We start from the raw sequence: 20,240 nt of genomic DNA, 5'->3' as shown, positions 1-20,240 counted from the left end.
GGCTGTAAAGGCGATTCGGTCGGTCCCCGGCCAGGTGCTCGGCGCCGTGCATCGCCCTCGATCAAATGCGACCGACTGGAAGATTCAAGCCAGCGGTTCGCGGACACGTACAAGGAGGACCGCGTGAGTGCAGCGGGAGACCAGCAGGCCAAGGCGACTCTCACAATCGGTGAGACCAAGGCAGAATTCCCCCTCCTGCGCAGCACGGCGGGTGCAGACAGCATCGACTTCTCGACGCTGACCAAGCAGACCGGCTACACCGGACTCGACTACGGATTCGTCAACACCGCATCCACCAAGTCCGACATCACATTCATCGACGGTGACCAGGGCATCCTGCGCTACCGCGGCTACCCGATCGAGCAGATCGCTAAGAACTGCACGTACCTCGAGGTCGCCTGGCTGCTCATCTACGGTGAACTGCCCTCTGCCGATGAGCTGGCGAACTTCGACGACCGCATTCGTCGTCACACCCTTCTTCACGAAGATCTCAAGCACTTCTTCTCCGCGCTGCCGCACACGGCCCACCCCATGTCGGTGCTGTCGTCGGCCGTCGCTGCCCTCTCGACCTACTACGAGGGCCAGACCGACCCGAATAACCCCGAGCACGTCGAGCTGAACATGGTTCGCATGCTCGCCAAGCTTCCGGTGATCGCGGCGTACGCGCACAAGAAGAGCACCGGTCAGGCGTTCCTGTACCCCGACAACTCGCTGAGCTTCGTCGACAACTTCCTCAAGCTCAACTTCGGTGTGCACTCCGAGCCCTACGAGATCAACCCGGTCATGTCGAAGGCGCTCGAGCTGCTGCTGATCCTGCACGAAGACCACGAGCAGAACGCGTCGACCTCGACGGTGCGTCTGGTGGGCTCCACCGGTGCGAACCAGTTCGCATCGATCTCTGCGGGCATTCAGGCCCTTTCCGGCCCGCTGCACGGCGGTGCCAACGAAGCAGTGCTGAGCATGCTCGCCGAGATCCGCGACTCGGGTCAGGGCGTGGCGCGCTTCGTCGAGCGGGTCAAGAACAAAGAAGAGGGCGTCAAGCTCATGGGCTTCGGCCACCGGGTCTACAAGAACTACGACCCGCGCGCCAAGCTCGTCAAGGAAGCCGCCGACGAGGTGCTGCGCGAGCTCGGTGTCACCGACCCGCTGCTCGACCTGGCCAAGGAGCTCGAAGAGATCGCTCTCGCAGACGACTACTTCAAGGAGCGTCGCCTGTACCCGAACGTCGACTTCTACACCGGCGTGATCTACAAGGCCATGGGCTTCCCGACTCGCATGTTCACCGTGCTGTTCGCGATCGGACGCCTCCCTGGCTGGCTCGCGCAGTGGCGCGAGCTGAACCTCGACCCGCAGACCAAGATCGGTCGCCCGCAGCAGCTGTACACGGGATCCCCGGAGCGCCAGTTCCCGACCCGCTGATCACCGGTCGCCATCCACGGGATGCGCGGCGAATGACGAAAAGCCCCGGATCGCTTCCTGAAGGAAGAGATCCGGGGCTTTCGCGTGGGGCTCAGCGTCCCTGAGAACTGCCGCCCTGCGCGCGTCGCGGACGACGGTTGTCGACGCGCTGTCCGACCTGGATGCCGGGGCGCTGGCCGCCGGAGCGCTGGGATGCGCCTGCGCGCTGCCCCTGACCTGCAGGCTGCCCCTGGCCGCCCTGCCCCTGCCCCTGACCGCCCTGGCCCTGCGGGCGACGACGGCGTTGTGCGGGCGATCCGGATGCCGGAGCGCCACCCTGCTGAGGCTGGCGAGGCTTCTTCGGCTGCTGGCGCTGCTGCGGCTGCACCGGAGCGGGCTTGACGTGCGCTGCACGCTCGCCGACGAGCTCATCGACGATGGTGGAGTTTGCCTGCTCGAGCTCGGCTACGATCTGCGCCTTGCGCAGCAGATCCTTCACGTCGCGCCGCTGCTCGGGAAGAACAACGGTGACGACGGTGCCGGCAGCACCCGCGCGAGCCGTGCGGCCCGAGCGGTGCAGGTACGCCTTGTGCTCCATGGGCGGGTCGACGTGAACGACGAGGTCGACGTTGTCGACGTGCACGCCGCGGGCTGCGACGTCGGTCGCAACGAGCACGCGCACGCCGCCGTCTGCGGGATCAGCCGAGAACGCGCTGAGGTTGCGCTCACGGGCGTTCTGCGACAGGTTGCCGTGCAGGTCGACGGCGGGAATTCCCGCTGCGGTGAGCACCTTGGCGAGCTTCTTCGCCTGGTGCTTGGTGCGAGTGAACATGATTCGGCGGCCAGTGCCGGAGGCAAGCTCCCGCACGAGCACCGTCTTGTGCTCAGTGCTGGTGGTGACGAGCACGCGGTGGGTCATCTCGCCGACCGGAACACTGGACTCGTCGACCTCGTGGCTGATCGGGTTCGAGAGGAAGCGCTTGGCGAGCGAGTCGATGCCGCGATCCAGCGTTGCGCTGAAGAGCAGACGCTGTCCGCCGGAGGGCGTGGCGGTGAGAATGCGGGTGACGCCGGGCAGGAAGCCGAGATCGGCCATGTGGTCGGCTTCATCCAGAATGGCAACCTCGACCGAGTCGAGCGAGACGACCTTCTGCTTCATGAGGTCTTCCAGGCGGCCGGGGCACGCCACGACGATGTCGACGCCGCTGCGCAGCGCCTGCTCCTGCGGGCGCTGGCTGACACCGCCGAACACGGTGGTCACGCGAAGACCGACGGCCTCGGCGAGAGGGGCGACGACTGCGGCGATCTGGGTGGCGAGCTCACGGGTCGGCGCGAGGATGAGGCCGCGCGGGTGGCCGGGGCGGCTCTTGCGACCCGAATCAGTCAGGCGTGCGACGAGGGGGATGGCGAATGCGATGGTCTTGCCACTGCCGGTGCGGCCGCGGCCGAGCAGGTCGCGACCTGCAAGGGAGTCGGGAAGCGTGTCGCGCTGAATCGCGAAGGCCTCAGTCTTGCCGTCGGCGGCGAGAACGTCTGCCAGGCGTGCGGGCACGCCGAGGTCGAGGAAAGTAGTCATAGGGATACTCCGTGAACGCGTGACAATTCACGCGTGAATAGTGGGGTGGGCGACCGCGCACAGGAAGTGCGCAGAGGTTCGCCGTTCGAAACGCCAACTGGTGGGGAGCAGTTCTGCTCGCTGTGGTCCGGGAGGACCCCGTGTCGACGACGCAGTCACCCGATGCCGGGCAACCGCACAAGCCTAGCAGAGTGAAGCTGAGAGCGGTTCGTGCGCCGGCAGAAGGGTCAGGCGTGCAGGGTCTCGTTCAACGTGACGCCCACTCCGCGGCGCTGCTTCGCCTCGATCGCACCGGTGAGGGAGTTGCGCCAGAACAGGAGGCCGTTGCGTCCGGAGAGCTCGGCGGCTTTCACGACGGTCTTGCCGCCATCGGCGGAGGCCGGACCGTCAGCGAGTACGACCTTCGAGCCGGCTGTGATGTAGACGCCCGCTTCGAGGATGCAGTCATCGCCGAGAGCGATGCCGAGACCTGCGTTCGCGCCGAGTAGGGTGCGCTGACCGATCGAGACCCGCACGGTGCCGCCTCCTGAAAGGGTGCCCATGATGGATGCTCCGCCGCCGATGTCGCTGCCTTCACCGACGACGACGCCCTGCGAGATGCGCCCCTCGACCATGGATGCGCCCAGCGTTCCGGCGTTGAAGTTCACGAAGCCTTCGTGCATCACTGTCGTGCCGGGGGAGAGGTGCGCGCCGAGGCGCACGCGCGAGGCATCCGCGATCCGCACGCCTGTCGGCAGCACGTAGTCGGTGAGCCGGGGGAACTTGTCGAGCCCCTGCACCTGGATGCCGTGACGGCGCAGCTGCGCCTGCAGGCGTGCTGCATCGTCCGGATGCATGGGGCCGGCGTTCGTCCAGGCCACGTTGGGGAGGTGTCCGAAGATGCCGTCGAGGTTCAGCTCGTTCGGGCGCACGAGAAGGTGCGAGAGCGCGTGCAGACGCAGATAGGCATCAGCCGTGGAAGAGGGAGACGCGTCGAGGTCGATCTGCAGCTGGACGACCTCAGTCCGCACGTTCCTGCGCTCATCGTGGCCTGCTTGTGCTTCGAGATCGGTGAGGTCGATCGTGGGGAGCTCGCCACTACCCACGTGCGGGTACCAGGCGTCGAGAACCGTGTCGTCACCGGCGATCGTGGTCAGGCCGATACCCCATGCAGTGCGCGCGTCGCTCATACGTCAACGCTACCGGTCACCGGTGGGGCGCCTGCGCCGTAGGGTGGAGGAATGCTGCTCGATCTGACTGCGTCCTCTGTCGATCTCACCCGTGCGATCTGCGACATCCCCAGTGTGTCAGGGGACGAAGTCGCGCTCGCCGACGCGATCGAAGCCGCCGTCACGCCACTGGACCATCTCGAGATCCTTCGTCACGGAAACACGGTCGTCGCGCGTACGAACCTCGGCCGCGCGCAGCGCGTCGTGATCGCCGGGCACATCGATACCGTGCCGATCAACGAGAACGTGCCCACGCGCGTCGTTGACGTCGATGGCGAACCGCACCTGTGGGGTCGCGGAACCGTCGACATGAAGGGTGGCGTTGCGGTGCAGCTGAAGCTGGCGGCAGAGCTCACCGCGCCCGTGGTCGACATCACCTGGATGTGGTACGACAACGAAGAGGTCGCCGCAGCCCTCAACGGACTGGGCCTGCTCTCGGCCGACCACCCAGATCTGTTCCAGGCGGACTTCGCCATTCTCGGCGAACCGTCGAACGGGCAGGTCGAGGGCGGATGCAACGGAACCCTGCGCGCGATCGTCCGCACGAAGGGCGTGCGTGCGCACAGCGCCAGAGCATGGATCGGCGAGAACGCGATCCATGCCGCAGCCCCGATCCTCGCGCGCCTGGCGGAGTACCGTGCGAAAGAGGTGCAGGTCGAGGGCCTCACCTACCGCGAGAGTCTGAGCGCCGTGCGCATCACCGGAGGCGTTGCCGGAAACGTCATCCCCGATCTCTGCGAGGTCGAGGTCAATTACCGTTTCGCCCCGAGCAAGAGCGCAGCAGATGCCGAGGCGCATCTGCGGGGCGTGCTCGAAGGCTTCGAAATCGAGATCACGGATACCGCAGACGGAGCCCGTCCAGGGCTCGATGCGCCGATCGCTCAGGAGTTCGTCGCCGCCGTCGGCGCGCAGCCCCGACCGAAATATGGCTGGACTGATGTGGCGCGGTTCAGTGCGATGGGCATCCCCGCGGTGAACTACGGTCCCGGCGACCCGCACCTGGCTCACCACGACGAGGAGCAGGTGCCGCTCGCCCAGATCGACGCTGTCGAGCGGGGCTTGCGGGCCTGGCTCACCGCATAGTGGCTCCTGCGGCGCTCGCTGTGGCGCGATGGTGGGCGAAGATGCCGATCATCGCTCGCATCGCGGTCATCTACGTGGCAGGGCGCCTCGTGACCTTCGGCTTCCTTGCGTTGGCGGCGTCGCTGTCAGGGCCCGCTTCACGCTTCGGCGCGGATGCGAGCATCGGCAGCTTCATCGTCGGCTGGGATGCCCAGTGGTACTGGCTGGTCGCTTGGGAGGGATATCCGCAGACACTGCCCCTCAACGAGGCAGGGCAGGTCGCTGAGAACGCCTGGGCCTTCATGCCCGTGTACGCCTACGCCGCACAGGTCATCGGCACACCGTTCGGGTCGTGGGGCGCCGGTGCGCTGCTGATCTCACTGGTCGCCGGCTTCTTCGCTTGCGTCATGCTGCACCGCCTGCTGCGAGGACGCATCGGTTCATCGGCTGCACTGTGGTCGGTGGCATTCTTCGCCTGGGGGCCGCTCGCGGCGCTGTTCCAGGTCGGCTACGCCGAGACGCTGTTCGTCCTGCTGCTGCTGATCTGTCTTGACCTCGTGGCGAGGCGTCGCTTCGGCTGGCTCTACCTTGTGATCCCCGTGATGGCCTTCACCCGCCCGGGGATACTCGCATTCTCGCTGTACTTGGCGCTCTACGGCATCCTGCGCTGGGTGAACCGGCGACGTGACCCGCTTCCCACCCGCGAGATCGTGCACATTGTCGCGCTCGGCCTGCTCGCCGCCGCCACCGGATTCTTGTGGCAGGTCATCGCCGGCGTCGTCACCGGCGACCCTGGGGCGTACCTGGCCACCGAACTTTCCTGGCGACGCAACTGGGGGATCGGCGAGAGCGCCTTCATCCCATTCGACGGGTGGGTGCAGGCGGCGCAATTCTGGTTCTCGCAGTGGGGTATGCCGGGGTGGCTCGGAATCGTCGCCCTCGTGCTGATCGTCGTGGCGATGGTGCTCGCGCTGTTCACTGCGCAGGTGCGGCGACTCGGCGCCGACCTGCGTCTGTGGAGTGCGAGCTACCTTCTGTACCTACTAGCCGTCTTCTTCCCGCAATCGAGCACGTTCCGGCTGCTGCTGCCGCTCACGCCTCTCGTGGGAGCGCTCGCTGTACCGCGATCACGGCTGTACCGACTGGCGGTTCTCGCGGCGTGTCTGCTGGGGCAGTGGGTGTGGATATTCCACATGTACGCCCTGGGGAATACGTACTGGCAGGTTCCCTAGAGCCGGCGGACGTCGACGATACGCATCGTTCATGACGCTTTCTTCCCGTGCGAATGCCGAGGCGGGAGTCTACCGATAAACTTGATGCATACCAGCGAGGAAAGGAAGCCACGATGGCAGCGATGAAGCCGAGAACCGGTGACGGACCAATGGAGGCCGTGAAGGAGGGACGACTGATCATCGTGCGAGTACCCCTCGAGGGCGGCGGCCGACTGGTCGTCTCCGTGAACGATGCCGAGGCGAAGGAGCTGCATGACGTCCTCGCGGGCGTCGTGAGCTGAGCGCCTGAGCAACAAAGGGGTGGTGGATCGATGATCCACCACCCCTTTTGTGTTCGCGCGACGCTACGCGGTGCGGATGCTGACCAGTTGCAGCAGTCCTTCGCCGACTGTGGAGATGGCCGCGAGCACGGCGGGTGACTCCTGCGTCTCCTGCACCAGAGAGCGGTAAGCGCTGGTGACGGCGTCGCGCTGCACAGGATCGGCAGCCTTTCCGCCGGCGAGCACACGGGGCACGACGACGATGCCGCCGACGCGCGCGAGCCGCAGCCCGTGCTCGACGTACTCGATGACGTTCTCGGGGTCGGCGTCGACAAGCACGATGTCGTAGGAGGCCTCGTTCATACGGGGAAGCACATCGGCTGCGCGTCCGGTGATGAAGCGTGCCTTGGTCGAGGGGACCTTCGCCTCGGTGAAGCTGCGTCGGGCGGCCGCGAGGTGCTCTGGCTCGTTGTCGATCGACGTGAGCACAGCCTGGGGCGCTCCGCGCAGCATCCACAGCCCGGAAACTCCGGCTCCGGTGCCGATCTCGACGATCGATCGAGCGTTCGTCGCAGCGGCGAGCACGGCGAGCTGGGCGCCGACGGCCGCGCTGATCGACGCGACACCGAGTTCTCGTGCGTGCGTGCGTGCTCGCGCGATGTGCGCGGGTTCGACTATCGCCTCGCGGATGTAGCGTGCGTTGGCGTCGTTCTCGCTCATGGGTTTCTCCTCGGGTGCTACTTCCAGGGTATTCGCCCGTGGTGTTCATCGCCCGCAGGCGCGGCGGGTAGCCTGTGTACATGGAATTCGGGCTCACGTTCGAGAAGATTCTTCTCATCGGGGTGATCGCTGCCGTCATCATCGGTCCTGAGCGACTCCCGAAGGCCGCTGAGGCGTTCGCGAAGTTCGTCCGCAAGGCCGGTGAGTACCTGCGAGACACGAAGTCGCGGATGCGCGACGAGCTCGGTCCTGAGATCGACGAAGTCGACTGGCGCAAGCTCGATCCGCGTCAGTACGATCCGCGCCGCATCATCCGCGATGCGCTTCTCGAGGAGAGCCCGGCACCGGCGGCAGCCGTATCAGTCGCCACTGCGCCAGCCGTGCAGGCCGATGCGCCGGCCACGAGTGCAGTCGCCTCTCGAGCGCCGCGGGTCAGACCGGACTTCACTCGCGATTCGCCGCCGCCGTTCGACGCTGAAGCGACCTGAGTCAGATCTTCGACTTGAGCTGCGCGACACCCGTCTCGCTCAGCAGAACGCGCGGCACTGCGGTGACGACGGACGTTCCGCGCAGGAGCAGCAGTACGGCGTGACGTCCGACCCGCACCGTGCGGAACGTCGTGAACGGCATGTCCGAGACGCCCCGTTTCGATGCCACCACGATCGACTCCTCGCGGACTTCGGCGCGCACGGACGAGCCAGAGGGCATCGCCGTGCTGATCGCTCGACGGTTCGATGCTCTCGTGAAGATGATCGACGCCACGATCAGCGCGGCGATCGCCACCAGCGTCAGCGTCAGGCTCGTGCGCTGCTCTTCGTCTGCGGGACTGATCATTCCCAGCACGGCGGCATTCACGATGAACGCGGCGATCAGCGCGGTGTAGGCGATGATCGCGAGAGGCCGGGTGAGCGTGAAGATCGTGGCATCCCGGGTCATGCCGCGCAGCAGCTCCGCATCGATGACAACGGAGCGAGAGGTGGAATCGGCAGTCACCTCACGAGTCTTTCACGACTCGGATGCGGCGGTTCGCGAGAGCGAGATCGGCAGGGACCGCCCTGAGAGCCCCCGGGTGCGGTGCGAGAGACGATCTGCCAGCTGAATGATCGACTGCGCCGCGGCATCCTCAGGGTCGCTCAGGACGATCGGGACTCCCGCGTCTCCTCCGACGCGCAGCGCGGCACTCAGCGGTACAGACGCAAGCAGGGGGACCTCATCGCCCTCGTCTGGCTGCGACAGGGCTGCGGCGACTTCTGCGCCGCCGCCCGACCCGAAGAGATCGACCACGGTGCCGTCGGGGAGCGTGAAGGCGGCCATGTTCTCGACGACGCCGATCACGTGCTGACCGGTCTGCCGCGCAACGAGCCCGCTGCGGATCGCGACATCGGATGCCGCCCCTTGCGGAGTGGTCACCACGATGACCTCGGCGTGCGGCAGGATCTGACCGACCGAGATCGCGATATCGCCGGTGCCGGGCGGCATATCGATGAGGAGCACGTCCAGATCGCCGAAGAAGACGTCAGTGAGGAACTGCTGCACAGTGCGGTGCAGCATCGGGCCGCGCCAGGCCACAACGGCCTCGCCGTCGCGGAGGAACATGCCGATCGAGATCGTCTTCACGCCGTGCGCGACGGGCGGCAGCATGAGGTCGTCGATGCGGGTCGGCTGGGTGCCGGTCGGAATACCGAGGAGCCCTGGAATGGAGAAGCCGTGCACATCGGCGTCGATGAGACCGACGGCAAGGCCCTTGGCGGCGAGAGCGGCGGCGAGGTTCGCGGTGATCGTGGACTTGCCGACCCCGCCCTTGCCGCTCGAGACCAGGATGACTCTCGTGAGCGAGTCAGCGCCGAACGGCATCTGGCGCGGTGGGCGTCCGTCACGCAGCTTCTCGGTGAGCGCTTTGCGCTCAGCCGGAGTCATGACCCCGACCTCGACCGTGACGTCGGTGACCTCTGGGACGGATGCCGCGGCGCGACGGACATCGGATTCGATGTGCGCAGCCGCGGGGCATCCGACGATCGTCAGCACGATTCCGACATGGGCATGACCATCGTCGACGCTGATGTCGCGCACCATGTCGAGGTCGCCGATCGGCCTGCGAAGCTCGGGGTCCGTCACCGCGGCTACCGCCTGGCGCACACGATCTGAGAGGCTCATCAGCGTGCCCGATGGTTTCTGGTCGAGAGGGGACCGGTGCGCGGGCTGGTGTCGTCAGCGCCATGCTCTTCATCGAGGTCTGCAAGAAGCGCACGCAGCTCCTGACGCAGTACGTCGCGCGTCACCGCCTGCGAATTGCGCTCCTCGAGCGACATGCGCAGCGCCACGATCTCGCGAGCGAGGTACTCGGTGTCGGCGAGGTTGCGCTCGGAGCGCTGCCGATCCTGCTCGATCTGCACGCGGTCGCGGTCGTCCTGGCGATTCTGCGCGAGCAGGATCAGCGGTGCGGCATAGGACGCCTGCAGCGAAAGGATCAGCGTCAGAGCGGTGAACCCAAGGGCCGCCGAATCGAAGCGCCACCAGCCGTTCGCCTCCGCAGTCACCGTGTAGACCATCCACAGGAGGCAGAACAGCGTCAGCAGAAGGAGGAAGGTCGGCGTGCCCATGGCGCGTGCCACCCACTCCGTGAACCGTCCGAAGCGGTCGCGGTCGGTGGTCTTCTGCCGGGCCGTGCCGCGTCCGAGGGGAGCATCGAGGCCGGAACGGTCGCTCTTGGCCATCATCGCGAACCTTCCGTCGTCACAGCGCCCGTATCGCCGGCATCGTGCGTGCGCCAGTCATCGGGCAGAAGGTAATCGAGCACGTCGTCGATGCTGACCACGCCGACGAGCCGACTGGCGGCATCCACGACGGGCAGCGACACCAGGTCGTAACTGGCGAGCAGGCGTGCCGTTTCGGCAGCGGATGCCGTCACCGAGATCGGTTCCATCGTCTCGTCGACGATCGCGCCGAGACGCTCGTGGGGCGGGTAGCGCAGCATCCGCTGGAAGTGCACGACGCCGAGCAGGCGCCCCGTCGGCGTCTCGAACGGAGGCAGGGTCACGAATACCGCCGCTGCCAGGGCCGGGTGCAGTTCGTGGCGGCGGATCAGCGCGAGGGCCTCGGCGACGGTGGCGTCGGCGGAGAGGATGATCGGCTCGGTCGTCATGAGGCCACCGGCGGTGTCTGGACCATAGCTGAGCAGGGTGCGGACGTCCTCCGCCTCTTCGGGCTCCATCAGGTCGAGAAGCTGTTCGAGGCGCTTCTTGGGAAGCTGCGCGAGCAGGTCCGCCGCGTCGTCCGGCTCCATGTGATCGAGGATGTCGGCGGCCCGTTCGTCGCCGAGCCCGTCGAGGATGTGCACCTGCTCGTCCTCTGGCATCTCCTCAAGCGCGTCGGCAAGCCGGTCATCGGGGAGCTCTTCGGCGACTTCGATCATGCGTCGCTGCGGCAGATCGAGGAGTGTCGTCGCGAGGTCAGCGGCGTGCAGCTCGGAGTACGAGGCGACCAGCTGTTCGGCGGACTGCGACTCCCCGGGTGCGCGCTTCTCTGCGACCTCGTTCCACGCAGCGAACGTCGTCGGGCCCTTCGCGAACGGAGAAGCGCTCGTCTTGGGCTTGCGCAGGAAGAGCTGGCTGACGCTCCACTCGCCCAGGCGGTTGGGTTCGATCGCGGCATCTTCGATCACGGCGCTGCCGCTGCCGTCGGTGAGCTCGACTCGGCGTCCGAGCAGTTCGGCGAGCACGCGCACCTCACCGGGGCGCGGCTGGAACCGGCGCACATTGATGAGGCCGGTGGTGAGCACCTGCCCCGCGCGGATCGACGTCACCCTGCCGATCGACATGAAGACGTGGCGGCGACCGGGAATCTCGATGACCAGGCCGATCACTCGCGGGGCGACGGTACTTCGATACACGATGACGACATCTCGGACCTTGCCGAGCCGGTCGCCCACGGGGTCGAAGACGGCGCAGCCTGCCAGGCGCGCGACGAAAACCCGTTGTGTGCTCACGCGTCCAGCGTAGTCCACGCACCGCTGAACTCGGGCTGGTCGGGGCCTCTCATGGAACAATGGGGGCATGAGCATGTTGAACCGTCCGGCGAGCAGTACGACCGTCGGCGAGCCCGTGACTTCGGTCCGCGAGTACGAAGCCGCGCAGAAGGCGGTGTCGACGTTGATCGCGGGTGAGGTTCCTGCGCGCGATATCGCGATCGTCGGCCAGGGGGTGCGCACGATCGAGCGCGTCACCGGCAAGCTCGGCTACGCGACCGCGGCCCGCTCCGGTGCCGTCAACGGCGTGCTCATCGGCCTGCTGCTCTCAGCGATTCTCGTGATCGGCAACCCGGATGCTCCGATCCAGCTGTTCGTCGGCTTCGTGTTCATCGGGGTGGCCATCGGCATGATCATGAGCCTCGTCACCTTCGCGATCGTGCGACGTCGTCGTGATTTCGCGAGCGTCACACAGATGGCGGCAGACCACTACGAGGTGACCGTTCTCCCGGACTCGCTCGCCAAAGCGCGTGAGGTGCTGGGCACGGGAACGCGCACGCAGGTCGTCCGGCCTCCGGTGGATCTGGACGAACCTCCTCGCTACGGTGAGCGGATCGCACCCGGAGAGCAGACCTCTGAGCCCACGGAGGCAGCACCGCAGCCTGCGGCCGAGGAACCTGCGAAGAAGAGCGACGACAGCGAGAGCTGAAGATGCCCTTCGACGTCGAGTTCCCGAAGGGTGCGGTGTCGATCTCGACAGAGTGGGCTGAAGGTGCCGGTCGCGGCACGGTGCTCGTGGCACACGGCGCAGGCGCAGGGATGGAGCATCCGTTCCTCGTCGGATTCACCGACGCCCTGAACGACCTCGGGTTCTCCACCCTCCGATTCAACTTTCCCTACCGTGAGCAGGGCAGGCGGATGCCGGGGCCCGCAGCTCACGCGATCGCGACCTGGCTCGCTGCCGTGGAGTGTGCGCGCGCACTTGCGCCGGAGCATCCGATCTGGGCAGCCGGGAAGTCCTATGGCGGACGGATGGCCTCGATGGCGGCGGCCGAGGGGCTTGAGGTCGACGGGCTGATCTATCTCGGGTACCCGTTGCATCCGCCAGGGCGCCCCGATAAGCCGCGCGTGGAGCATCTTCCGGTGATCGCTGCGCCGCAGCTGTTCATCGAAGGGACGAACGATCCCTTCGTTCAGCCAGTTGTACAGCTCGAGGAAGCTGTGGCGGCGTGCCAGAACGCCCGCATCGCATGGATCGATGGGGGAGGGCACTCCTTCGAAGTGAAGGGGCACAAGCGCTCAGCGCACGAGATCGGTGCCTCGCTCGCCCCGCTCGTCGAGGAGTTCGCCGCGAGCTAGCGGTGCTGCCAGCGGAAGAGCAGCAAACGCAAGGAAGCGCCGATCTTCATCGGCACGATCTCTCCGAAGCGGTGCTCGTCCGCGCGGACGAGCCGCTCAGCGAGATCTGGCCGCTGCTGCCAGAGGTATTCGCGGGCGACTTCTGCGTGTGGAGAGTTCGAGACGATCTTGATCGCATCCGCCTGCTCGATCATCGGAATCACGTTCTCAATGTTCTCCCACGTCGAACGGCTCTCCGTTTCGAGCAGGATGCGTCCGGTGTACCCGAGTTCCTCGCGGGCGAATCTCTCCATCACGACGGCCTCAGGGGTGTCGCCCTCGACCGTCCCGCCGGAGAAGATGAGTGTGCTGTCGGCAGTGCGGTTCAGCGAGCGGATGCCGGCACGCACGCGGTAGCGATTGATGAAGTTCGCACGCTCTTCATGATTGCCGTAGCCGAGCACGACGACAGCCTCGGTGCCTGCGGCGAGACTCCTATCGAGAGCATGCGGCCCCAGCATCAGATAGCTCGAACGCCAGTGCACGAGCTCTGCCCAGGTGGCGAACGCCGCGTACGCCGCGAAACCCGCCCAGAACAACCGGCGGGTGACGCGACGGGAACCGCTCAAACCGTACGGCCCTTGGCGATCCAGGCCTCGACATCCTCTGCGGTGCGAGGGATGTCGGCCGAGAGGTTCACCGGACCCTCTTCGGTCATCAGGATGTCGTCCTCGATGCGCACGCCGATTCCGCGGAGCTCTTCGGGAACGGTGAGATCGTCGATCTGGAAGTACAGACCAGGCTCGATCGTGAAGACCATGCCTGCCTCCAGGATGCCGTCGTAGTACATCTCGCGACGAGCCTGCGCACAGTCGTGCACATCGATGCCGAGGTGGTGCGAGGTTCCGTGCACCATGTACCGGCGGTGCTGGCCACCGGCGCCCTCGTCCAGAGCCTCTTCAGCGGTGACCGGAAGCACACCCCATTGGGCGGTCCGCTTCGCGATGACGGCCATCGCCGCCTCGTGCACTTCGCGGAAGCGCACACCGGGGCGGGCCGCGGCGAACGCGGCATCCGCGGCCTCGAGAACCGTGTTGTACACGCGACGCTGTACGTCGGAGAACGTTCCGTTCACCGGGAGCGTGCGGGTGATGTCGGCGGTGTACAGGCTGTCGGCCTCGACGCCGGCATCGACGAGGATGAGGTCGCCGGGGACCACCGAGCCGTCATTGCGCGTCCAGTGCAGGTAGCAGGCGTGCGGGCCGGAGGCCGCGATCGTGTCGTAGCCCTCACCGTTGCCGTCCTCACGGGCGCGGCGGTGGAAGACGCCCTCGACGACGCGCTCGCCGCGCGAGTGCTGGGCGGCATCCGGCAGAGCCTGGATGATGTCGTCGAAGCCGCGTGCGGTGACCTCGACGGCCCTGCGCATCTCGGCGATCTCATACTCGTCCTTGATCAGGCGGAGCTCTGAGACGAAGCGCTCGAGTTCGGTGTCGGCCAGCGTCACGTCCTCATCGGTCGCAGCGAATACCGCGAGATGGTCGGCGGCGATCGCGAGATCTGCGGCGACGTCGGCGATTGACGGACGCGGTCCGATCCAGAACTCGCCCACTGTGGCATCCGCGTAGAACTCGGTCGTGGTGCGGTCGGCGCGCTCGCGGAAGTAGAGGGTGACGTCGTGACCGGCATCAGTCGGCTCGAACACGAGCACGGAATCCGGCTCGGAGTCCGCAGCCCAGCCCGTCAGGTGGGCGAATGCCGAGTGCGCGCGGAAGGGATAGTCGGTGTCATTGCTGCGCTGCTTGAGAGAGCCGGCCTCGATGACGAGGCGCTTGCCGGGAAATGCCTCGGAGACCTTTGCGCGACGGGCCGCCGCGAACGCCGCCTGTGCGCGTGCGGCAGGGAGGGACTCGGGGCGCTCAGCCCACCCGGTCGAGATCGTGTCGAGGAAGCCACGAGGGAACGGCTGCTTGCGGTTCGTCGTCACGGGCGCCTCTTCGATCGTTTCGTTCTCTGCAGTGCTCATACCCCCAGTCTCTCACTCCTGCGTAGGCTGGGCATGTGGCGATTCTCATAGATCTCGTGCTTGTCGTGGTGTTCTGCGTGATCGGGCGTCTCTCTCACGCCGAAGGGATCTTCAGCGACCTGCCGGGATTCCTGAACACGACCTGGCCGTTCGTGCTGGCACTGGTGCTCGCACACGGTGTGCTGCTGCTGCGCAAGGCGCAACCCGACCGGATGCTGCCCGGCGTCATGGTCTGGTTCTTGACCGTGGTCATCGGCCTGCTGCTGCGATCGTTCAGCGGACAGGGGACGGCCGTGCCGTTCATCATCGTCGCGACGCTCACCCTCGCGCTCTTCCTGCTCGGCTGGCGTGCGATCTGGGCGGGGATCAGCCCGCGGGCTCGAGCTGAACGACGAGCGCGCGGTGGTCCGACCCCGCCGCGTCGAGGATGAGCGAGCCGGTCGGATTCCAGTTCTGACTGGCCATGACATGGTCGATCGGTGCGCCGACGAGCTCGGGGTACTTCGCAGGCCAAGTTCCGGTTGCTCCGGTGCCGGTGCGTGAGGCGGCATCGCGGCAGTAGCCCATGTCGCCGCCGCCCGTGCCCAGGGCCGCCATGTGGTCGATCGTCGCATTGAAGTCTCCGGCGAGGATGAAGTCACCCTCAGGGCACTGATCTGCGATCCAGTCGAGGTCGGACTGCCAGCCGGCCATGTCTTCGATGCGCGGTGCGACCGCGTGTACGGCGACGATCGTGGGGCCTACGCCGCTGACGGGCATCACGACCGCGCTCGGGACAGAACCGGTGTTGCTGCTGCCATCTTCAGAGGACGCGATCACGGAGTAGTCGCCGAGCGCGGGGGAGATGAGAATCGTGGTCTCCCACGCTTGAGGGCCGTTGTCGACGTTGCCGAACTGCACGTGATGGACCCACATCGGATGCCCCTGCTCGCGGAGCATGACCGCGATGCGCTCGCCGACCGATTCCGCGGTCTCGGGCAGGGTCACGACGTCGACCTGCTGGGTCAGGATCGCATCGGCGATCGTCTCGGCGGAGACCGCTTCACCCGCAGTGTTCCAGGTCAGAACGCGCACGCTCTCGGCGGTCTTCTCTGGCAGCGCGCCCGTGCCGAAACCGCGCACTGCGCCGATCGCACCGGTTGCGGCAGCTCCGAGCAGCGCGACGATGAGGATGGATGCCGCGAACCCGCGCAGCGGGCGGGCGAACAGCAGAAGCAGCGATACGACGGACACTGCGAGCAGACCGACCAGGACGAGCCCCCGGACGGCAACGAGCTGTGCGAACGGGAACGTCTGCTCGAGGTGGAAGAACTGCGGCCACACCACGATCGCCGTCGCGATCGCAAACAGCACGGTGACGAGGATCCCCAACAGACGAAACATCATCACGAGCGTAGAGGGAGACGCTGTGAATCACCTGCCGCGGCACGGTCTCAGTCGAGGTCCTTGAGACAGCAGTAATGTCAGGGATATGACCGATGTGCAGATTTTCGCGGGACCGAGCGATCTGCACCTGCACTCGAACCACTCCGACGGCACGGAAAGCCCAGAAGACGTGGTGCGGCAGGCACGCGGGTATGGACTGCGCACGCTGGCGCTCACCGACCATGACCGCACGACCGGGTGGGGCGAAGCGGCGGAGGCCGCGGCATCCCTCGGCATGACGTTCATCCCCGGCATGGAGCTGTCTGCGAAGCAGCAGTGGCGCAGCGTGCACGTCCTGGCCTACCTGTTCGACCCGGCCGATCCGGCGCTGCGCGCCGAGACGGATCGCATCCGCGATGACCGGCTGGGTCGGGCAGAGCGCATCGTCGGGAACATCAGCCGCGACTACGACCTCACCTGGAACGACGTGCTCGAACGCACGACGGCGGATGCCACGGTGGGCCGGCCGCACATCGCCGATGCGCTCATCGCGCGCGGCATTGTCCGTGACCGGACAGAGGCGTTCGAGGGGATCCTCCATCCGCGTGAGGGGTATTACGAGCCGCACTACGCGCCGGATCCGATCACCGCCGTGCGCCTGATCACGGATGCTGGGGGAGTGGCGATCATCGCCCACCCCGCCACGTCAGGACGCGAACAGATGCCGCTGCCGTACATCGAGCAGCTGATCGACGCAGGCCTCGGCGGCTTCGAGATCGATCACCGCGAGAATACCGAGCCGGGCAAGCGCATGCTGCGCGAGCTCGCTGTGAAGCATGATCTCATCGCGACGGGGTCGAGCGACTACCACGGCACGGGCAAGCCGAACCGGCCAGGCGAGAACACCACCGCCGACGCGATGGTCGAGCGGATCATCGCGCAGGCGAGTGGATCAACTCCCCGCTACCCCTGACGTTCGCGCGGCGGTTCTCTGAGTCGCGCGGCGGTTCTCTGAGTCGCGCGGCTCATTCCGGTTCGCGCTGCAGAAATAACAGCAGCGCCAACAGGAAACGGCCGCGCGAGACGGGTCGCGCTGCGAATCTCAGGCGCCGGTGGGCGCTGCGCCTCCGGAGCGGCGACGACGGCGACGGCGCTGCGGTGCGGACTTTCCATCGCGGTGCTCGTTCGTCGCATCGCCATCGTGTGTTCCGGCGCCCTCAGCGTCGCGATCTGCGGCGGGTGCGGGAGCGGAGCCTGCCGACGAGGCGGGTGCAGCGTCCTCAGTGAAGGTCGAACCGACCTGCTCGGCGCTCGAACCGCGGCGGCGGCGGCGACGGCGACGCGTCGTGCCTTCGTCCGTGCCCTCAGCGGCAGCATCTGCGGCCTTCTGCGGCGGGCGCTGGCGACGCTCTGATGCCGGCTTCTCGGCCTTCGGCGCTGTAGTCAGTCTTCCCTTGGTGCCGGCGGGGATGTTGAGCTCTTCGAACAGGTGCGGGCTCGACGAGTAGGTCTCGACGGGATCGGGCTGGCCGAACTCGAGGGCGCGGTTGATGAGGGCCCACTTGTGCAGGTCCTCCCAGTCGACGAAGGTCACTGCGATCCCGGTCTTGCCAGCACGGCCGGTGCGGCCGGCGCGGTGCAGGTACGTCTTGTCCTCGTCGGGGATCGTGTGGTTGATGACGTGAGTGACGTCATCCACGTCGATGCCGCGGGCGGCGACATCGGTCGCGACAAGCACGTCGCGCTTGCCGGCCTTGAACGCGGCCATCGACCGCTCACGCTGCTCCTGGCCCATGTCGCCGTGCACACCGCCGACGTTGAAGCCGCGGTCGCCGAGCTCGTCCACGAGCTTCTGAGCCGCACGCTTGGTGCGGGTGAAGATCACGGTCTTGCCGCGGCCCTCGGCCTGCAGGATGCGGGCAATGATCTCGTCCTTGTCCATCGAGTGAGCACGGTAGACGAGGTGCTTGATGTTCGCCTGCGTCAGTCCCTCATCGGGGTCGTTCGCGCGGATGTGGATCGGGTTCGACATGAAGCGGCGTGCAAGGGCCACGATCGGGCCGGGCATCGTCGCCGAGAACAGCTGGGTGTGGCGCACCGCCGGCACCTTCTGGAAGATCTTCTCGATGTCGGCGAGGAAGCCGAGGTCGAGCATCTTGTCGGCCTCGTCGAGGACGACCTCGACCGCACCCGAGAGGTCGAGCAGACGCTGGCCGGCGAGGTCGATCAGGCGACCGGGGGTTCCGACGACGATCTGCGCGCCAGCCTTGAGCTGGTCGATCTGTCCTTCGTACGCCTTGCCGCCGTAGATGGCGACGACGCTGGTGGAGCGGTTGCTGGTGAGCAGATCGATGTCTTCATAGACCTGCACCGCGAGCTCGCGGGTCGGCACGACGATGAGGGCCTTGACGCCGGGCTCGGGGTTCAGACCCAGGCGCTGCACCACAGGGATGCCGAAGCCGAAGGTCTTGCCGGTACCGGTCTTGGCCTGGCCGATGATGTCCTGACCGGGAAGACCGAGCGGGATGGTCTGCTCCTGAATGGGGAACGCGTCGATGATGCCTTTGGCAGTGAGTGCCTCGACGATGTCCTGATCGATGCCGAGATCAGTGAAAGTAGTCAATTTTTTGTGTGCCTGTCCGGCGGAGTTCTTGAAGAAGAGGCCGCCACGTAACGGATCCACGCCGTCTCTTGTGCCACAGGCGCGGCGCCCTGCTCCTACGGCAGGACTCGTCCAGCCTACCCCGAGGGGCGTCTAGCGCCGAGGAATGGGCCTGCGCGGGTAGTCTGATTGCGTGGTGAAGTGGTTCTGGCAGCGAGACAAGCCCCGACGTGCTCTTGCCCTGCGCGGTCGTGGGGAGCACAGCGGTACGACGCGTGTCGACTTCGCCGAGCTCGCTCCCGAGCTCGATCGCTTCCTCGGCCAAGCCGCCTATCTGCAGCTCGGATACTTCGAGACGCTCACACGTCTCATCCGCGCGACGCCCGAGCTCGATGAGAAGGCCGCGCTGACGCGCGCCGCAGGCGCAGCGCTCAGCAAGCACCGCGGAATCGTCGAGGTCATCACCGCTCAGGGCGAGGACCCAACTGAGATCATGCTGCCGTTCCAGGAGCCGCTCGACGCGTTCCGCCGGAAGACGATCGGCGTCCGCCCGCGGGAGACGCTGCTCGCGGTCTACATCACGGCAGCGATGCTGGACGACTTCTACCTCGCGCTTGCCTCCAGCTACGGCGAGACCGGCGCACGGGTCGCCGAGATCCTCAGCGAGGACGATGACACCGGAGAGGTCGTCTCGATCCTCAAGAAGACGATCGAGAGCGATGGCGAGTGGCGCTCGCTCCTGTCGATGTGGGCGCGCCGACTCGTCGGCGACACCCTTCTCGTTGCACGTCAGGCCCTGCGCAGCGAGCGTCTCGCGGTAGAAGAAGAGCGCGTCGAACCGGTCTACACCGAGCTCATGGGCGCGCACGCACGCCGCATGGACGCGATGGGACTCGCCGCGTAGCTGTTCCTGCGTCGCTCAGACGCGTCGCTCAGATTCCGAGCGCGGCCTTCTTGGCAGCATCCGATGTGCGCCGGTTCTGCGTCAGCAGCGCGCCGGCGACAGTGGCGATCAGGAGTGCGCCGACGATGCTCGCCAGCCACAGCCATCCGTTGCCGTCGCTGATGCCGGCCCACTGCATGACCGTGTAGATCACTGCGGAGGACGCCGTCGCGATCGCCGGCACGAGCGCAACACCGCGCAGCGAGCGGTGCGGCAACAGGTAGTGAACACCGATGCCGCACGCGCACGCTGCGATGAGCGCGAGAAGGATGTACATCCGGGTCAGGCGACGAAGCCGACGCGACGGGACTCTTCGGTGCCGAGCTCGACGAAGGCGAGGTTCGCCGTGGGGATGATGTAGGAGTTGCCCTTGACATCGATGAAGCTCACGTGAGCGGCGTTCTGCTCGAGAGCGGAGGCCACCTGGGTGCGGACCTCGTCCGCAGAGGTGGAGGTCTCGAAGTTCAGTTCGCGGCCGGTGTTGATGATGCCGATGCGGATTTCCACGCGTGCTCCTTGAAGATTCGGGGACTGAGACGACTCTAC

The 20,240-nt window shown here is 66.6% G+C and carries 23 protein-coding genes; 10 read left to right on the top strand and 13 right to left on the bottom strand.

The annotated features are described in order from the left end of the window. The first annotated feature begins 123 nt into the window (after positions 1 to 123). Entirely contained in the window at positions 124 to 1,419 is a 1,296-nt protein-coding gene (locus ACTU6U_RS00280) for a citrate synthase (RefSeq protein WP_417508250.1), read from the top strand. A gap of 91 nt (positions 1,420 to 1,510) precedes the next feature. On the opposite strand, the gene ACTU6U_RS00275 is transcribed toward ACTU6U_RS00280, so the two are convergent. Together ACTU6U_RS00275 and dapD are read right to left on the bottom strand one after the other, a co-directional pair. Beyond that, positions 1,511 to 2,974, bottom strand: coding sequence for a DEAD/DEAH box helicase (locus ACTU6U_RS00275; protein ID WP_443467167.1), 1,464 nt, complete (start codon positions 2,972 to 2,974; stop codon positions 1,511 to 1,513). 227 nt (positions 2,975 to 3,201) lie between these two features. Further along, entirely contained in the window at positions 3,202 to 4,143 is a 942-nt protein-coding gene (gene dapD / locus ACTU6U_RS00270) for a 2,3,4,5-tetrahydropyridine-2,6-dicarboxylate N-succinyltransferase (RefSeq protein ID WP_443467166.1), read from the bottom strand. Between the two features lie 51 nt (positions 4,144 to 4,194). Between dapD and dapE the strand changes: the two genes are divergently transcribed. The 3 genes from dapE to ACTU6U_RS00255 all read left to right on the top strand — a co-directional run bounded on the left by dapE (position 4,195) and on the right by ACTU6U_RS00255 (position 6,757). Further along, on the top strand, positions 4,195 to 5,265 hold the full coding sequence (dapE, locus tag ACTU6U_RS00265; protein WP_443467165.1) for a succinyl-diaminopimelate desuccinylase: 1,071 nt from the start codon (positions 4,195 to 4,197) through the stop codon (positions 5,263 to 5,265). Between the two features lie 41 nt (positions 5,266 to 5,306). Continuing rightward, positions 5,307 to 6,476, top strand: coding sequence for a hypothetical protein (locus ACTU6U_RS00260; protein ID WP_443467883.1), 1,170 nt, complete (start codon positions 5,307 to 5,309; stop codon positions 6,474 to 6,476). Positions 6,477 to 6,589: 113 nt separating this feature from the next. Then, positions 6,590 to 6,757 carry a DUF3117 domain-containing protein gene (locus ACTU6U_RS00255; RefSeq protein ID WP_084595462.1) on the top strand — a complete coding sequence of 56 codons (168 nt, stop codon included), beginning with the start codon at positions 6,590 to 6,592 and terminating at the stop codon, positions 6,755 to 6,757. 63 nt (positions 6,758 to 6,820) lie between these two features. On the opposite strand, the gene ACTU6U_RS00250 is transcribed toward ACTU6U_RS00255, so the two are convergent. Beyond that, on the bottom strand, positions 6,821 to 7,456 hold the full coding sequence (locus ACTU6U_RS00250; RefSeq protein ID WP_443467164.1) for an O-methyltransferase: 636 nt from the start codon (positions 7,454 to 7,456) through the stop codon (positions 6,821 to 6,823). An 80-nt stretch (positions 7,457 to 7,536) separates the two neighbouring features. On the opposite strand from ACTU6U_RS00250, the gene ACTU6U_RS00245 reads away from it, so the two are divergent. Beyond that, the gene (locus tag ACTU6U_RS00245; RefSeq protein WP_443467163.1) at positions 7,537 to 7,944 is read left to right on the top strand and encodes a twin-arginine translocase TatA/TatE family subunit; all 408 of its coding nucleotides are present in this window, start codon (positions 7,537 to 7,539) and stop codon (positions 7,942 to 7,944) included. A gap of 1 nt (position 7,945) precedes the next feature. Here ACTU6U_RS00245 and ACTU6U_RS00240 read toward each other — a convergent pair whose 3' ends face one another. From ACTU6U_RS00240 to ACTU6U_RS00225, 4 genes are read right to left on the bottom strand one after another with little or no spacing between them, the layout of a single operon-like run. Beyond that, positions 7,946 to 8,449 (bottom strand): YcxB family protein, encoded by a 504-nt coding sequence (locus ACTU6U_RS00240; RefSeq protein ID WP_443467162.1) that lies wholly within the window; start codon positions 8,447 to 8,449, stop codon positions 7,946 to 7,948. Between the two features lie 12 nt (positions 8,450 to 8,461). After that, complete coding sequence (locus ACTU6U_RS00235) at positions 8,462 to 9,610, bottom strand: Mrp/NBP35 family ATP-binding protein (protein ID WP_443467161.1); 1,149 nt, start codon at positions 9,608 to 9,610, stop codon at positions 8,462 to 8,464. Further along, positions 9,610 to 10,170 (bottom strand): DUF1003 domain-containing protein, encoded by a 561-nt coding sequence (locus tag ACTU6U_RS00230; protein ID WP_443467160.1) that lies wholly within the window; start codon positions 10,168 to 10,170, stop codon positions 9,610 to 9,612. The genes ACTU6U_RS00235 and ACTU6U_RS00230 overlap by 1 nt, the downstream gene beginning before the upstream one ends. Continuing rightward, on the bottom strand, positions 10,170 to 11,441 hold the full coding sequence (locus ACTU6U_RS00225; RefSeq protein WP_443467159.1) for a magnesium transporter MgtE N-terminal domain-containing protein: 1,272 nt from the start codon (positions 11,439 to 11,441) through the stop codon (positions 10,170 to 10,172). Before ACTU6U_RS00225 ends, ACTU6U_RS00230 begins: the two co-directional genes overlap by 1 nt. 67 nt (positions 11,442 to 11,508) lie before the next feature. On the opposite strand from ACTU6U_RS00225, the gene ACTU6U_RS00220 reads away from it, so the two are divergent. Next, positions 11,509 to 12,129, top strand: a complete 621-nt coding sequence (locus tag ACTU6U_RS00220; protein ID WP_443467158.1) for a YflT domain-containing protein — start codon at positions 11,509 to 11,511, stop codon at positions 12,127 to 12,129. Positions 12,130 to 12,131: 2 nt separating this feature from the next. Beyond that, positions 12,132 to 12,779, top strand: a complete 648-nt coding sequence (locus ACTU6U_RS00215; protein WP_443467157.1) for an alpha/beta hydrolase family protein — start codon at positions 12,132 to 12,134, stop codon at positions 12,777 to 12,779. Here the strand turns inward: ACTU6U_RS00215 and ACTU6U_RS00210 are convergent. Both ACTU6U_RS00210 and ACTU6U_RS00205 read right to left on the bottom strand, forming a co-directional pair. Further along, on the bottom strand, positions 12,776 to 13,387 hold the full coding sequence (locus tag ACTU6U_RS00210; protein WP_443467156.1) for a YdcF family protein: 612 nt from the start codon (positions 13,385 to 13,387) through the stop codon (positions 12,776 to 12,778). The two genes, ACTU6U_RS00215 and ACTU6U_RS00210, sit on opposite strands and share 4 nt — an antisense overlap. Further along, positions 13,384 to 14,784: an aminopeptidase P family protein gene (locus ACTU6U_RS00205; RefSeq protein ID WP_443467155.1), complete on the bottom strand. Its 1,401-nt coding sequence runs from the start codon at positions 14,782 to 14,784 to the stop codon at positions 13,384 to 13,386. Before ACTU6U_RS00205 ends, ACTU6U_RS00210 begins: the two co-directional genes overlap by 4 nt. A 35-nt stretch (positions 14,785 to 14,819) precedes the next feature. On the opposite strand from ACTU6U_RS00205, the gene ACTU6U_RS00200 reads away from it, so the two are divergent. Continuing rightward, positions 14,820 to 15,215: a DUF3054 domain-containing protein gene (locus ACTU6U_RS00200; RefSeq protein ID WP_443467154.1), complete on the top strand. Its 396-nt coding sequence runs from the start codon at positions 14,820 to 14,822 to the stop codon at positions 15,213 to 15,215. Here the strand turns inward: ACTU6U_RS00200 and ACTU6U_RS00195 are convergent. After that, positions 15,151 to 16,167, bottom strand: coding sequence for an endonuclease/exonuclease/phosphatase family protein (locus ACTU6U_RS00195; RefSeq protein ID WP_443467153.1), 1,017 nt, complete (start codon positions 16,165 to 16,167; stop codon positions 15,151 to 15,153). The two genes, ACTU6U_RS00200 and ACTU6U_RS00195, sit on opposite strands and share 65 nt — an antisense overlap. 88 nt (positions 16,168 to 16,255) lie before the next feature. Here ACTU6U_RS00195 and ACTU6U_RS00190 point away from each other — a divergent pair, with 88 nt between their 5' ends. Then, on the top strand, positions 16,256 to 17,122 hold the full coding sequence (locus ACTU6U_RS00190; protein ID WP_443467152.1) for a PHP domain-containing protein: 867 nt from the start codon (positions 16,256 to 16,258) through the stop codon (positions 17,120 to 17,122). A 129-nt stretch (positions 17,123 to 17,251) separates the two neighbouring features. Here ACTU6U_RS00190 and ACTU6U_RS00185 read toward each other — a convergent pair whose 3' ends face one another. Next, a complete protein-coding gene (locus ACTU6U_RS00185) occupies positions 17,252 to 18,772 on the bottom strand; it encodes a DEAD/DEAH box helicase (protein WP_443467151.1) in 1,521 nt (506 codons plus the stop codon). A 172-nt stretch (positions 18,773 to 18,944) separates the two neighbouring features. Here ACTU6U_RS00185 and ACTU6U_RS00180 point away from each other — a divergent pair, with 172 nt between their 5' ends. After that, the gene (locus ACTU6U_RS00180; protein ID WP_443467150.1) at positions 18,945 to 19,655 is read left to right on the top strand and encodes a ferritin-like fold-containing protein; all 711 of its coding nucleotides are present in this window, start codon (positions 18,945 to 18,947) and stop codon (positions 19,653 to 19,655) included. A gap of 28 nt (positions 19,656 to 19,683) precedes the next feature. On the opposite strand, the gene ACTU6U_RS00175 is transcribed toward ACTU6U_RS00180, so the two are convergent. Then, positions 19,684 to 19,971 (bottom strand): hypothetical protein, encoded by a 288-nt coding sequence (locus ACTU6U_RS00175; protein ID WP_443467149.1) that lies wholly within the window; start codon positions 19,969 to 19,971, stop codon positions 19,684 to 19,686. A 5-nt stretch (positions 19,972 to 19,976) separates the two neighbouring features. Beyond that, on the bottom strand, positions 19,977 to 20,201 hold the full coding sequence (locus tag ACTU6U_RS00170) for a DUF3107 domain-containing protein (RefSeq protein WP_443467148.1): 225 nt from the start codon (positions 20,199 to 20,201) through the stop codon (positions 19,977 to 19,979). Positions 20,202 to 20,240: the final 39 nt, after the last annotated feature.

The organism is Microbacterium zouquanmingi (assembly GCF_052266695.1).
In the GTDB taxonomy this organism is placed as follows: domain Bacteria; phylum Actinomycetota; class Actinomycetes; order Actinomycetales; family Microbacteriaceae; genus Microbacterium.
This window is presented reverse-complemented; position numbering and strand designations above follow the sequence as displayed.